Source organism: Nocardia sp. NPDC058244 (genome assembly GCF_042882065.1).
GTDB lineage: Bacteria > Actinomycetota > Actinomycetes > Mycobacteriales > Mycobacteriaceae > Nocardia.
Window position 1 is genome coordinate 260,906 of record NZ_JBHVWX010000007.1, and the last position, 12,926, is coordinate 273,831.

Below are 12,926 nucleotides of genomic sequence, written 5' to 3' on the forward strand. Positions count from 1 at the left end.
AATTCCCCTGAAAGTGGAGGGCTCAACGTGGCGAGCGTGAACATCAAGCCGCTCGAGGACAAGATCCTCGTCCAGGCCAACGAGGCCGAGACGACGACGGCCTCCGGCCTGGTCATCCCGGACACGGCCAAGGAGAAGCCGCAGGAGGGCACCGTCATCGCCGTCGGCGAGGGCCGGATCACCGAGAAGGGTGACCGCATCCCCGTCGACGTCAAGGAAGGCGACGTCGTCATCTACAGCAAGTACGGCGGCACCGAGATCAAGTACCAGGGTGGGGAGTACCTCATCCTGTCGGCGCGCGACATCCTGGCCGTCGTCACCAAGTAGGCCAACGCCGCATTCGCGTTCCGCCCCGGCGTCGTCCAGCGACCCGGGGCGGATTGCGTTCTCACACAGGAGCTGAATCCTCTATGGCAAAGCAGATCGAGTTCGACGAGAAGGCTCGCCGGGCTCTGGAACGCGGTGTCGACAAGCTCGCCGACGCCGTCAAGGTGACCCTCGGTCCCCGTGGCCGCCACGTCGTGCTGGCGAAGGCCTTCGGTGGCCCGACCGTGACCAACGACGGTGTCACCATCGCGCGTGACATCGATCTCGAGGACCCCTTCGAGAACCTCGGCGCCCAGCTCGTCAAGAGCGTCGCCACCAAGACCAACGACGTCGCCGGCGACGGCACCACCACCGCGACCGTGCTGGCCCAGGCCTTTGTGCGCGCGGGCCTGAAGAACGTCGCCGCGGGTGCCAACCCGATCTCCCTCGGCCAGGGCATCGCGCTGGCCGCCGACAAGGTGTCGGAGGTGCTGCTCGCCGCGTCGACCCCGGTCTCCGGTGAGCAGGCCATCGCCCAGGTCGCCACCGTCTCCTCGCGCGACGAGGAAATCGGCGAGATGGTCGGCAAGGCGCTGACCACCGTCGGCAAGGACGGCGTCGTCACCGTCGAGGAGTCCTCGACCACGCAGACCGAACTCGTCATCACCGAGGGTGTGCAGTTCGACAAGGGCTACCTCTCGCCCTACTTCGTGACCGACCCCGAGACCCAGCAGGCCGTGCTGGAGGACACCTACGTCCTGCTGCACCGCGACAAGATCAGCTCGCTGCCCGACCTGCTGCCGGTGCTCGAGAAGATCGCCGAGTCCGGCAAGGCCGTGCTGATCATCGCCGAGGACATCGAGGGCGAGGCCCTGTCCACCCTGGTGGTCAACTCGATCCGCAAGACCCTCAAGGCCGTCGCGGTCAAGGCGCCGTTCTTCGGTGACCGCCGCAAGGCGTTCCTCGACGACCTGGCCGTCGTCACCGGTGGCACCGTGATCAACCCCGATCTCGGCGTCACCCTGCGCGAGGCCACCATCGAGCAGCTGGGTCAGGCGCGTCGCATCGTCGTCACCAAGGACGAGACCGTCCTGATCGACGGCGCGGGCACCGAGGCCGACGTCGCCGCCCGCAGCGCGCAGCTGCGGCGCGAGATCGAGGCCACCGACTCCGACTGGGATCGGGAGAAGCTCGAGGAGCGGCTGGCGAAGCTGGCCGGCGGCGTCGCGGTGATCCGCGTCGGCGCGGCCACCGAGACCGCGCTCAAGGAGCGCAAGTACCGCGTCGACGACGCGGTCGCGGCGGCCAAGGCCGCGGTCGAGGAGGGCATCGTCCCCGGCGGCGGCACCGCGCTGGTGCAGGCCGCGACCGCGCTGGTCGAGCTGCGCGACTCGCTGACCGGTGATCAGGCCGTCGGCGTCGAGGTCGTCCGCAAGGGCCTCGAGGCGCCGCTGTTCTGGATCGCCACCAACGCCGGTGTCGACGGCGCCGTCGTCGTCAGCAAGGTCGCCGACGGCAAGGAGGGCTTCAACGCCGCCACCCTCGCCTACGGTGATCTGCTCACCGACGGTGTCGTCGATCCGGTCAAGGTGACCCGCTCCGCCGTGGTGAACGCCGCGTCGGTCGCGCGGATGATCCTGACCACCGAGAGCGCCATCGTGGACAAGCCGGTCGAGGAGGCCGACGACCACGGGCATCACGGTCACGCGCACTGAGCCGGACATGACGAAGGCCCCTGGACCGCGGTGCGGTTCGGGGGCCTTTCGTTTCGCGCGCTAGCTGGCTACCGGGGGCTCTTCGGCGTCGATCGCGGCCAGCAGGCGCGCACGCAGGGAGGGGGGAGGAGGGGTCGGTGTACTCGCACCGAGTTCGGCGAGAACCGTGCGGGTGCCGCGGATCTCGTGGAGGAACTCGGTACAGAGGACGGAGTCTTCGGTATCGATGATGGTCTGGATCGCGTGATGGTCTTCGTCGTCGATCAATCCGAGCGCGACGGTGTGCGCGAGATCGATCTGGGCTTCGTTCATCTCACGTCACCCCCAAACTTTTCTTCAGTCGTGTCAGTCCGTCCCGAATACGGGACTTGACGGTCGGTAGTCCGATGCCGAGGTGCTGAGCTACCTCCGCATAGGTGCGCCCGCCGTAGTAGGCGAGCGAGATCGCCTCGCGCTGCGTCTCGGTCAATGTCGAGAGCCCGCGCTGGACGGCCTGTTGTTCGAGTCTGCGTTCCACCTCCTCCGTGACCTCGTCGAATTCGTTGCCGAGCACCCGGATCCCGTAGGCGACTTCGCGCTGGGTGTGGGCTTGCTCGGCACGAACCCGGTCGACCGCTCGCCGGTGCGCCAACGTCATCAGCCAGGTCACCGCCGACCCCTTGGTGGGGTCGAAACTCGTTGCGGTGCGCCAGATCTGCAGATAGACCTCTTGCGTGGTCTCCTCCGCGTACCCCGGGTCGTGCAGGACCCGCAGGATCAGGCCGAAGACGCGCGCAGACGTCCGGTCGTACAGTTCGGCAAAGGCTTGCTGGTCGGACAGGCCGCATCGTTCCAACAGTGCAGCTAGCTCGACTCCTTCGGCCGCGCGTGCGGTAACCGCAGAATCCACGCTCGGTGGGAAGGCTTCGCTTCGGAACCCATTCTGTGTCATCGGTCACGAATGTAGCCCGCGGCTATGACCTCCCTCCGCCCGGGGGTGCCTTGTTCGGGTGCCAGCTGTTTGCTAGAGATTCGGCACGCCACGCCGGGCGGATGGGAGTTGATTTGCCGAAGTATCTAGACGGCCATACGGCGCCGGTTGCGGCGCGCGTGCATCTCGCGTTCGGTCTCCGACATCCCGCCCCAGATGCCGTACGGCTCGCTCACCTTGAGCGCGTGGGTACGGCACTGCATCAGCACGGGGCAGGCCCGGCAGATCTCCTTGGCGCGCATCTCGCGCGCGGTGCGGGCGCGGCCACGTTCGCCGTCGGGATGGAAGAAGACCGCGGAGTCCTGGCCGCGGCACGAGCCGCGCATCTGCCAATCCCAGACATCGGCGTTCGGGCCGGGAAGGTGAGTGGGCATGGGCATGGTGAACTCCTTGTGGTGCGAGCTCGTCAGCGTTGTCGAGCGACGTGGTGCGGCAGGTCTTCGTGCCACCTCGCGCGGAGGCGGCCGGCTCGACGGTGCCTGACGGTGCCGTAGGTGGTCGCTGCAATTTCGCGCGGCGCCGACCCCGGCGATGAGCTACGTTAGGTGCACGCGGGAATTTCCGTCAATAGTTCGACGCATTGGTACCGCAAATCCGCAACGCTGAAATTTAACCTGCGCACTGTTTACATTTCATGCCCGGTCCGTCCATACTGTTCGGTTGGCTATGGCCGGGTCCCAGCGCGGTGCTCGCGGCGTACGGCATTTCCCCAGGTCGCGCCAGGCAGAGCCGGTTTCGGCCGACAGAGCCGCCGGTCGGGCGGGTGTTGCGGGTCACAACGGGGGTCGTCCGCGGACGGGGTGCAGATGGCGTAATCGGGGCGCCGAGGTTAATTGCGCGAAACGCATGTGAATTCGAAACTTTGCGGTAGTGGAGTCGGCGGGCGGAGATTTACCTGATGGCAACATGCACCGCCGACGGAAAAGCTGATCGGTAGCTGTGTCGGGGCCGTGGTGACATATCACGAGAACGGCCCGGCGCCCGTGGCGGCTACAGTCTCGGCGTGCAGACAACGGCTTCACCCGCGGGTATCGGTTCCGAAATACTCGTTTCGACTGCTTTCGGGCCCACCCCCGGCACCGCCGCTGCGGAGTTGCCGACGCCGGCAACCCCCCTGGACAAGTGGTATCGCGCGGTCGCGCTCGGGGCGCAGGGTCGCTACGCCGCCGCCAGGGCGGACCTGTCGACGCTGTCTCGCGCGCGGATCGATCCGGCGCTGCGCTCGCGCGTCGAGAGCACCCGCGGCTCGCTGCTGCGCCAGCTCGGCGGGCACGCCGCGGCCGCGGCCTTCGACGGCCGCGCGGCGACGCTCGCCCTCGGCGCCGCCGGAGCCGACCGCGCCGAGGCGTTGGCCGACGCCTACACCGGCCTGGCCGCCGACGCCCTCGGCGCCGGCAGGCTCGCCCTGGCGCGCAGGCTGCTCGGCCGGGTGGAACCGCTGCTGGCCGACGCGCCCGCCCGCTGCGCGGTGCGCTGGCACTGGGTGCGCGCGGAGACCGCGCTCGCCGGTGGCACGGCCGCGCCGGCACTGCGCGACGCCGAGACCGCGGTGGCACTGGCCGCCGCGCTGCCGTCGGTCCGGCACCGGGTGAAATCGGCACTGCTCGTCGCCGCCGCGACCGCCGCCGCGGGCGACCCGGCGGGCTCGGCGCTGCGGGCCCGCGCGGTCGACGCCGACTGCGCCGAACACGGTCTGCTGCCACTGCGCTGGGCCACCGCGATGCTGCGCGCCGGGGTGTGCGACCAGCCCGAAGCACAGGTCGCCGCGGCCGAAGCCGCAGATCATGCGGCCCGGATCCGCGGGTGGGGCGGGGATTTCACCCTGCCGTCCTCGTGACCCGCTCCCGGTGATCTTCCTGAGAGGTCTCATAGAAGGGACCAGGCCCGCTGGCGGGTGATCAACGGGTCGCTATTGTTAGTTCCGTTCCGCCCCTTCGGTGGAAGCTCGGTCACATTGGACCGCGCCACTCGTAACGCCAGGAAAATCTCTGACGATGACGCATATGGGCGAAGAGTTGGACCTCGCCGTCGCTGCGGCTGCGCAGGGCGACAGGACTGCTTTAGCTCAGGTACTGGAACTGATCCGACCGCTGGTAGTCCGCTACTGCCGGGCCAGGATCGGTGCCGCGGAGCGCGGGCAGCTCTCCGCGGATGATGTTGCGCAAGAGGTCTGTTTGGCTGTGATGACCGCCCTGCCCCGCTATCAGGATCAGGGTCGGCCCTTCATGGCCTTCGTATACGGAATCGCTTCGCACAAGGTCGCCGACGCCCATCGCAACGCCGCCCGTAACAAGGCGGAGGCGATGGCCGAAGTACCAGATGTCATATCCACCGACCAGGGACCGGAGCAGCGAGCTCTCGACTCGGAGACGAGCAGGCAGATGAACACTCTGCTGGCCACGCTCCCCGAGAAACATCGGGAAATCCTGATCCTGCGCTTGGTCATGGGTCTGTCAGCAGAGGAAACCGCAGTCGCCGTGGGCAGCACGGCGGGGGCGATACGAGTAGCCCAGCACAGGGCACTCGCGAAACTGAAGTCACAAGTGGCGAGGGCAGGTGAAATGTATGGCTAGGGATGGCGAGCGCGGTCGAGGCGACCGGAAGGTTTGGCGTGGGTCGCACGACAGCGGTCCCTACGCCGCCGAGGATGCCGGTGATTCCGGTCCGGTCGACATTGCGGCGGTGCGCAGCGACGATGCGCTGATCGACGCGATCGCGAGCGACGGCCCGGTGCGTACCGACAGCCCCGAGGAGTTCCAGCTGGCGTCGTTGCTCGCGGATTGGCGAGCTGACCTGCTGGCCGAGCCGATGCCCGCGGGTCCAGATCTGGACACCGTGTTCGCGGCGGTCAACCAGGAGATCGGCGCGCGGCAGGTTCGAGTCGGAGCTTCCTCGCGCGGACGTCTGCGGCTGGTACGCCCCCTTCTCGGCGCGGCCGCGGCACTGGCCGTGGTCTTCGGCGGTATCACAGCGTTCTCCTACAGCGCGGCACCCGGCGATCCGCTGTGGCGCGTCAAGGAGGTCGTGTTCAGCGAACAGGCGCAGTCGACCGTCGTGGCACGTGCCGACGACGATCTGGTCGCCGCGCAGAACCTGCTCGAATCCGGTAATCCGGAGCAGGCGCGGGCCCGGCTGGAACAGGCTTCGGCCACCGCGAGCCAGGTCAACGACCAGGGCAAGCGGGAGGATCTGGTCGCCCGCTGGAACCTGCTGCGTGACGAGCTGGCCAAGCGCGCACCGGAGATCGCCGCCCAGCTGGCACCGGTGGCGCCCACCTCGCCCGGACAGACCAAGCCGACCTCGCCGTCGCCCGCCTCGCCGACGACCAACCCGGGCAGCACCGCTCCGGTGGCGCCGACCGGTCCCGGTGGGACCACCGATCCGTCGTCCGAGCCGCCGGTGATCATGCAGACACCGGGCCCCGGTTCGGAGACCAAGCCGGTCGTTCCGCCGGTCACCACCGAGCCCACCGAACCCACGGTGCCGCCGGTGACCACGGTGCCGACCTCGCCGCCCCCGGTGACGGTCGACCCGACGACGCCGCAGACGACCATCGCCGTGCCGCCGCCGGTCACCGTGCCGACGGTGGTTCCGACGTCGGCACCCGTGCCGCCGACGGTGCCGCCGACCCTGCAGACGCCACCCGCCTTGACGATCCTGCCCGCACCGCCCGCGGTGCCGTCATCCTGATCGTCTCGTTCCACGACGAAGGCCCCGAACCTCAGGTTCGGGGCCTTCGTCGTTGTGTTCGCGGATGCCGTGCGGCATCGTCCCCCGCGCACGCGTGACCGGAGCGGGGGAGCGACGCCGCGCGGGCGGCTCAGTTGTCGAAGCCGTCGAATCCGTCGCCGTGGAACGCCTCGTTCATCGAGGCATCCGCGTAGCCGCGGCAGTAGTCCCAGGTGACGTACGCCTCGGGCGTCGGGTCGTAGGCGGGCTCGTGCGGACGGACGGTGCCGTCGACGAGTAGCTGGAGCAGGTTCGCCCGCAGCATGTCCCAGTCGTGGTAGTGATCTTGCCGACAATCCTCGCAGCTGACGACGAGCCCGCGGATGCCGCGATGGGCCAGCAGGGCTTCGTAGACGGCGAGGTCGGCGAGATCTTCCTCGACCGCGAGGCGCTCATGAGGATCCAGCGGCTCACCGGGCTCGATCGCATCGAGCGCGGCAGACGGGTCGGAGGGGTCTCCGGCGAAGGGATCCGGCGGCAGGCCAGGTGGTAGATGGTCACGCACATCCCCACGGTACGCAGTACTTGGTGGTCTGCGCCAGCGATGCACCGGGCAAGTTTGCCGCGGGGCTCACTTCACAGGCGTGTTCGCCCGCCGGATACCATGGAATGCAGGCGTCGGCGAGCTTGTTCTCACCGACCATCAATCATTTCCGCTCAGCACCGTCGCGCTGCATCTTCGGCGTCGGTTGCTACCGACGACCAGGAGGGGTCGATCCGAATGAGTAATCCCGTGTCGGGCGAACGAATCGCGGTGCGCCCTCCTACGGGTGGCGACGATCCGACCAAGATCGCCATGCTCGGCCTCACGTTCGACGACGTGCTGTTGCTGCCCGCCGCCTCGGATCTCATCCCCAGTTCCGTCGAGACCTCGAGCAGGCTCACCAGGGAGATCACCCTGCGCACCCCGCTGGTGAGTTCGGCCATGGACACCGTCACCGAGGCCCGCATGGCCATCGCGATGGCGCGGGCCGGCGGGATGGGCGTGCTGCACCGCAACCTGTCGGCCGCCGATCAGGCCGCCCAGGTGGAGACGGTGAAGCGCTCGGAGGCGGGCATGGTGACCGATCCGGTCACCTGTCGTCCCACCGACACCCTCGCCGAGGTCGACGCCATGTGCGCCCGGTTCCGCATCTCGGGCCTGCCCGTGGTGGACGAGACCGGCGCGCTGGTGGGCATCATCACCAACCGGGACATGCGCTTCGAGGTCGATCAGGAGCGCCGCGTCGACGAGGTGATGACCAAGGCGCCGCTGATCACCGCCCAGGAGGGCGTCACCGCCGAGGCCGCGCTGGGTCTGCTGCGCCGCCACAAGATCGAGAAGCTGCCGATCGTCGACGGCAACGGCCGCCTGCGCGGCCTGATCACGGTCAAGGACTTCGTCAAGACCGATCAGTACCCCAACGCCACCAAGGACCGCGACGGCCGCCTGCTGGTCGGCGCCGCGATCGGCGTCGGCGAGGACTCCTGGTCGCGCGCGATGACGCTGGCCGATGCCCAGGTCGACGTGCTGATCGTCGACACCGCGCACGGCCACCAGTCGCAGGTGCTGCAGATGGTCGCCAAGGTCAAGGCCGAGGTGGGCGATCGCATCCAGATCGTCGGCGGCAACGTCGCCACCCGTGCAGGCGCCGCTGCGCTCGTCGAGGCGGGCGTCGACGCTGTCAAGGTGGGTGTCGGTCCCGGCTCCATCTGCACCACCCGCGTGGTCGCCGGTGTCGGCGCGCCGCAGATCACCGCGATCCTCGAGGCCGTGGCCGCGTGCAAGGCCGCCGGCGTCCCGGTGATCGCCGACGGTGGCGTGCAGTACTCCGGTGACGTCGCCAAGGCCATCGCGGCAGGCGCCTCCACCGTGATGCTCGGCTCGCTGCTCGCCGGCACCGCCGAGGCCCCCGGCGACCTGATCCTGGTCAACGGCAAGCAGTTCAAGAGCTACCGCGGCATGGGCTCGCTCGGCGCCATGCAGGGCCGCGGCCAGGCCAAGTCGTACTCCAAGGACCGCTACTTCCAGGACGACGTGCTCGCCGAGGACAAGCTGGTCCCCGAGGGCATCGAGGGACGCGTGCCGTTCCGCGGCCCGGTCAACCAGGTGATCCACCAGCTCGTCGGCGGCCTGCGCGCGGCCATGGGCTACACGGGCTCGCAGAACATCGAGCACCTGCAGAACGCGCAGTTCGTGCAGATCACCGCGGCGGGCCTCAAGGAGAGCCACCCGCACGACATCACCATGACCGTCGAGGCCCCGAACTACACCGGGCGCGGCTGAGTACAATAGATGCGTTTGTGCGCCGGGAGGTACGCTCCCGGCGCACAGCCATGCGGTCGTCCTGACCGCGACAACGCGCGCACACGCGCGCCCGAACACAGGGAGCAACTGTGCGCGACATGGTGGAAATCGGAATGGGCAGGGTCGCTCGGCGGACCTACGAGCTCGACGACGTGGACATCGTCCCCTCGCGGCGGACCCGGTCGTCCAAGCAGGTCTCGCTGGCCTGGCAGCTCGACGCCTACCGGTTCGAGATCCCGGTGCTCTCGCACCCCACCGACGCGCTGGTCTCCCCGGAGTTCGCGATCGAGCTGGGTCGCCTCGGCGGCCTCGGCGTGATCAACGGCGAGGGCCTGTGGGCCCGGCACGCCGATGTCCAGGACAAGATCGACCAGCTGATCGATCTCGTCGACAAGGGGGGTTACGAACGCGCGATCTCCCTGCTGCAGGAATTACACGCCGCGCCCATGCAGCCCGACCTGCTGGCGGCCGCGGTCGCGCAGGTGCGCGCTGCGGGCGTGACCACCGCGGTGCGGGTCAGCCCGCAGAACGCGCGGGCGCTGACCCCGGCGCTGGTGCAGGCCGGGGTCGACCTGCTGGTGGTGCAGGGCACCATCATCTCCGCCGAGCACGTCGGCGACGGCGAGCCGCTGAACCTGAAGACCTTCATCGCCGAGCTGGACGTGCCGGTCGTCGCCGGTGGCGTGAGCGACCACCGCACCGCGCTGCACCTGATGCGCACCGGCGCCGCTGGCGTCATCGTGGGCTACGGCTCCTACCCGGGCGCCACCACCACCGGTGAGGTGCTCGGCATCGGCGTGCCGATGGCGACCGCGATCGCCGACGCCGCCGCGGCCCGCCGCGACTACCTCGACGAGACCGGCGGCCGCTACGTGCACGTCATCGCCGACGGTGACGTCGCCACCTCCGGCCAGCTCGCCAAGGCCATCGCCTGTGGCGCCGACGCCGTGATGCTCGGTGTGCCGCTGTCGGTGTCGGCCGAGGCGCCCGGACGCGGCTGGTACTGGCCCTCGGCGACCGCGCACCCCTCGGTGCCGCGCGGTTCGTTCCTGCCGGTCGACGAGTCCTGGCTGGACGGCGCCGACGGCACGGTGACCCGCCCGAACCTCGAGCGCGTCCTCTACGGCCCCTCCGACGACCCGTTCGGCTCGCTGAACCTGGTCGGTGGCCTGCGCCGCTCGATGGCCAAGGCCGGCTACTCCGACCTCAAGGAATTCCAGAAGGTCGGGCTCAGCGTCCGCTAACGCACGTGGGTCAGCGAGACCCGCTCGCGCAGGAACCGCGCGATCGCCGCGTTGACCGGTTCCGGGTGGGTCATCGTGACGGCCAGGCGGGCGCCATCGATCTCCAGGAAGGTGGAGGCGGTGAGCCCGTCGGCCAGCGTGCGGGCGCGTTCGCCCGCGATGCCGCTGTGGGTGGCGTGGATGATCAGCGCGGGGCAGGTGATCTCGCGCAGCCGGTCCAGCACCGAGTCGCGCCCGAGCAGGCAGCCGACGGCGGCGTCGAGGCCGTGGTGCGCGTCGCAGACCCAGCGTTTGGTCCAGACGTCGCGGTGCCAGGCGTCGTCGCCGATCAGCCAGTCGGCGAGGCGGTCGGCGGCTTCCGCGCGTGACCCCTTGTCGTGCCATTCGTCGAGGAAGCGCTGGGTCGCGGTGGACTGCTCCCTGGTCGGCCCGTGCGCCTCGGTGCTGATCAGGATGAGCGCGGCGACCCGCTCCGGCGCGACCAGCGCGGTCCGCAAGGCCGTGAAGCCCCCTTGCGCGGTGCCGCCGACCACGGCGCGTTCGGCGCCGATGTCGTCGAGGACGGTCAGCGCGTCGCGCGCGGCGGTCCAGTACGTGAACGGCAACCGCTGATCCTTGGTGCGGCCGTGCCCGCGGGCGTCCCAGGCGACGATCCGGAACTCGGGTGCCAGGCTGGCCTGCTGCGAGGCGAACATCGTGCGATCCATGAAGAATTCGTGGGCGAGCAACACCACCGGCCCCGTGCCACCGCTGTCCTCGTAGTAGATGTCGGCATCGATCGCGCGGGCGAATGGCACGAGGACGAGGATAGCCAGGTCGACCGGGTATTGCGCAATGTTCTCCCAACGCGTGTGCGTGCACCGATGCCCGCTGCTCGGCCGTCGTGCGCCGTCACTAAACTGTCCCGGTGGCAGAAACTCAGAGACCGGTCCTCGTCGTCGACTTCGGCGCACAGTACGCCCAGCTGATCGCTCGCCGGGTGCGCGAGTCGCGCGTGTTCTCCGAGGTGATTCCACACACCATGACGGTGGAGGAGATCGCCGAGAAGCGGCCGCTGGCGGTCATCCTGTCCGGTGGCCCGTCCAGCGTGTACGCCGAGGGCGCCCCGCAGCTCGACGCGCGGCTGTTCGACCTGGACGTGCCGGTGTTCGGCATCTGCTACGGCTTCCAGGCGATGGCGCAGGCGCTCGGCGGCACGGTGGCCCACACCGGCACCCGCGAGTACGGCCGCACCGAGCTCAACATCGACGGTGGTGTGCTGCACGGCGGCCTGCCGACCATCCAGCCGGTGTGGATGAGCCACGGTGACGCCGTGACCGACGCCCCCGAGGGCTTCGAGGTCACCGGCACCACCGCCGGCGCGCCCGTCGCCGCGTTCGAGGATCGCGCCCGCCGCCTGGCCGGTGTCCAGTACCACCCCGAGGTGCTGCACTCGCCGCACGGTCAGCAGGTGCTGAGCCGCTTCCTGCACGAGCTGGCCGGCATCCCCGCGCAGTGGACCCCGGCCAATATCGCCGAGGCGCTGATCGAGGACGTGCGCGCGCAGATCGGTGACGGCCACGCCATCTGCGGTCTGTCCGGTGGCGTCGACTCCGCCGTCGCCGCCGCGCTGGTGCAGCGCGCGATCGGTGACCGCCTCACCTGTGTGTTCGTCGACCACGGGCTGCTGCGGGCGGGCGAGCGCGAGCAGGTGCAGCAGGACTTCGTCGCCGCGACCGGCGCCAAGCTGGTGACCGTCGACGCGGTCGACAAGTTCCTGGGCGAGCTGAAGGGCGTCTCCGATCCCGAGGAGAAGCGCAAGATCATCGGCCGCGAGTTCATCCGCTCCTTCGAGGACGCGGTCGCCGGCATCGTGCTCGAGGAGGGCGCCGCCGCCGGTGCCGCCCCGAAGGTCGAGTTCCTGGTGCAGGGCACGCTCTACCCGGACGTCGTCGAGTCCGGCGGCGGCACCGGCACCGCGAACATCAAGAGCCACCACAATGTCGGCGGCCTGCCCGACGACCTCGAATTCGACCTGGTCGAGCCGCTGCGCCTGCTGTTCAAGGACGAGGTCCGCGCCGTGGGCCGCGAGCTGGGCCTGCCCGAGGAGATCGTCGCCCGGCAGCCGTTCCCCGGTCCCGGCCTGGCGATCCGCATCGTCGGCGAGGTGACCGCCGACCGGCTCGACCTGCTCCGCCAGGCCGACGCCATCGCCCGCGAGGAGCTCACCGCCGCCGGCCTGGACAAGCAGATCTGGCAGTGCCCGGTCGTGCTGCTGGCCGACGTGCGCTCGGTCGGTGTACAGGGCGACGGCCGCACCTACGGTCACCCGATCGTGCTGCGCCCGGTGTCGAGCGAGGACGCGATGACCGCGGACTGGACCCGCCTGCCCTACGACGTGCTGGAGCGCATCTCCACCCGCATCACCAACGAGGTGGCCGACGTCAACCGTGTGGTACTCGATGTGACGAGCAAGCCGCCGGGCACCATCGAATGGGAGTGACGCGCTAGGCCGGTCGCTGTGGCGGCGTCACCTGCGTGAGCAGCAGTCTGCCGAGCAGGAAGCCGCCGGGCGGCCGGTGGGCGGTCGGCGGCAGCGTCTTCGCCAGCGGAGTGGGCTGCCGGTCTACTGAGGATTCGTCCATTGCCGTTGTCCTCCAACAACAATGGCCCGTCACGGTGACGGGCCATTGTCG

At 69.5% G+C, this 12,926-nt stretch carries 14 protein-coding genes; 8 read left to right on the forward strand and 6 right to left on the reverse strand.

Going from position 1 to position 12,926, the window contains the following annotated elements; genetic code table 11:
• Nucleotides 1–27 precede the first annotated feature (27 nt).
• Together groES and groL are read left to right on the forward strand one after the other, a co-directional pair.
• The gene (groES, locus tag ACFVW6_RS23375; RefSeq protein ID WP_019045169.1) at nucleotides 28–327 is read left to right on the forward strand and encodes a co-chaperone GroES; all 300 of its coding nucleotides are present in this window, start codon (nucleotides 28–30) and stop codon (nucleotides 325–327) included.
• Nucleotides 328–410: 83 nt separating this feature from the next.
• A complete protein-coding gene (gene groL / locus ACFVW6_RS23380) occupies nucleotides 411–2,021 on the forward strand; it encodes a chaperonin GroEL (RefSeq protein WP_355271482.1) in 1,611 nt (536 codons plus the stop codon).
• 60 nt (nucleotides 2,022–2,081) lie between these two features.
• Here groL and ACFVW6_RS23385 read toward each other — a convergent pair whose 3' ends face one another.
• The 3 genes from ACFVW6_RS23385 to ACFVW6_RS23395 form a co-directional block, all read right to left on the reverse strand.
• Nucleotides 2,082–2,333 carry a hypothetical protein gene (locus tag ACFVW6_RS23385; protein WP_355271484.1) on the reverse strand — a complete coding sequence of 84 codons (252 nt, stop codon included), beginning with the start codon at nucleotides 2,331–2,333 and terminating at the stop codon, nucleotides 2,082–2,084.
• 1 nt (nucleotide 2,334) lies between these two features.
• Nucleotides 2,335–2,952 (reverse strand): sigma-70 family RNA polymerase sigma factor, encoded by a 618-nt coding sequence (locus ACFVW6_RS23390; protein ID WP_355271485.1) that lies wholly within the window; start codon nucleotides 2,950–2,952, stop codon nucleotides 2,335–2,337.
• A gap of 125 nt (nucleotides 2,953–3,077) precedes the next feature.
• Nucleotides 3,078–3,371 (reverse strand): WhiB family transcriptional regulator, encoded by a 294-nt coding sequence (locus ACFVW6_RS23395; protein WP_022567299.1) that lies wholly within the window; start codon nucleotides 3,369–3,371, stop codon nucleotides 3,078–3,080.
• A gap of 713 nt (nucleotides 3,372–4,084) precedes the next feature.
• Here ACFVW6_RS23395 and ACFVW6_RS23400 point away from each other — a divergent pair.
• The 3 genes from ACFVW6_RS23400 (at nucleotide 4,085) to ACFVW6_RS23410 (ending at nucleotide 6,681) form a co-directional block, all read left to right on the forward strand.
• Nucleotides 4,085–4,828, forward strand: coding sequence for a hypothetical protein (locus ACFVW6_RS23400; protein WP_378829767.1), 744 nt, complete (start codon nucleotides 4,085–4,087; stop codon nucleotides 4,826–4,828).
• Between the two features lie 157 nt (nucleotides 4,829–4,985).
• Entirely contained in the window at nucleotides 4,986–5,564 is a 579-nt protein-coding gene (locus ACFVW6_RS23405) for a sigma-70 family RNA polymerase sigma factor (protein ID WP_110037079.1), read from the forward strand.
• 109 nt (nucleotides 5,565–5,673) lie between these two features.
• Complete coding sequence (locus ACFVW6_RS23410) at nucleotides 5,674–6,681, forward strand: anti-sigma-D factor RsdA (protein ID WP_378829770.1); 1,008 nt, start codon at nucleotides 5,674–5,676, stop codon at nucleotides 6,679–6,681.
• Between the two features lie 130 nt (nucleotides 6,682–6,811).
• Here the strand turns inward: ACFVW6_RS23410 and ACFVW6_RS23415 are convergent, their stop codons facing one another.
• Nucleotides 6,812–7,225 (reverse strand): DUF5319 domain-containing protein, encoded by a 414-nt coding sequence (locus ACFVW6_RS23415; protein WP_022567296.1) that lies wholly within the window; start codon nucleotides 7,223–7,225, stop codon nucleotides 6,812–6,814.
• A gap of 216 nt (nucleotides 7,226–7,441) precedes the next feature.
• Here ACFVW6_RS23415 and guaB point away from each other — a divergent pair, with 216 nt between their 5' ends.
• Both guaB and ACFVW6_RS23425 read left to right on the forward strand, forming a co-directional pair.
• Nucleotides 7,442–8,986: an IMP dehydrogenase gene (gene guaB, locus ACFVW6_RS23420; protein WP_355271492.1), complete on the forward strand. Its 1,545-nt coding sequence runs from the start codon at nucleotides 7,442–7,444 to the stop codon at nucleotides 8,984–8,986.
• Nucleotides 8,987–9,096: 110 nt separating this feature from the next.
• Nucleotides 9,097–10,251 (forward strand): GuaB3 family IMP dehydrogenase-related protein, encoded by a 1,155-nt coding sequence (locus tag ACFVW6_RS23425; protein WP_355271494.1) that lies wholly within the window; start codon nucleotides 9,097–9,099, stop codon nucleotides 10,249–10,251.
• On the opposite strand, the gene ACFVW6_RS23430 is transcribed toward ACFVW6_RS23425, so the two are convergent.
• A complete protein-coding gene (locus ACFVW6_RS23430; protein ID WP_357346563.1) occupies nucleotides 10,248–11,048 on the reverse strand; it encodes an alpha/beta hydrolase in 801 nt (266 codons plus the stop codon). The two genes, ACFVW6_RS23425 and ACFVW6_RS23430, sit on opposite strands and share 4 nt — an antisense overlap.
• Before the next feature lie 110 nt (nucleotides 11,049–11,158).
• Here ACFVW6_RS23430 and guaA point away from each other — a divergent pair, with 110 nt between their 5' ends.
• The gene (gene guaA, locus ACFVW6_RS23435; RefSeq protein ID WP_357346564.1) at nucleotides 11,159–12,733 is read left to right on the forward strand and encodes a glutamine-hydrolyzing GMP synthase; all 1,575 of its coding nucleotides are present in this window, start codon (nucleotides 11,159–11,161) and stop codon (nucleotides 12,731–12,733) included.
• 4 nt (nucleotides 12,734–12,737) lie between these two features.
• On the opposite strand, the gene ACFVW6_RS23440 is transcribed toward guaA, so the two are convergent.
• Entirely contained in the window at nucleotides 12,738–12,875 is a 138-nt protein-coding gene (locus ACFVW6_RS23440) for a hypothetical protein (protein ID WP_378829775.1), read from the reverse strand.
• Nucleotides 12,876–12,926 lie beyond the last annotated feature (51 nt).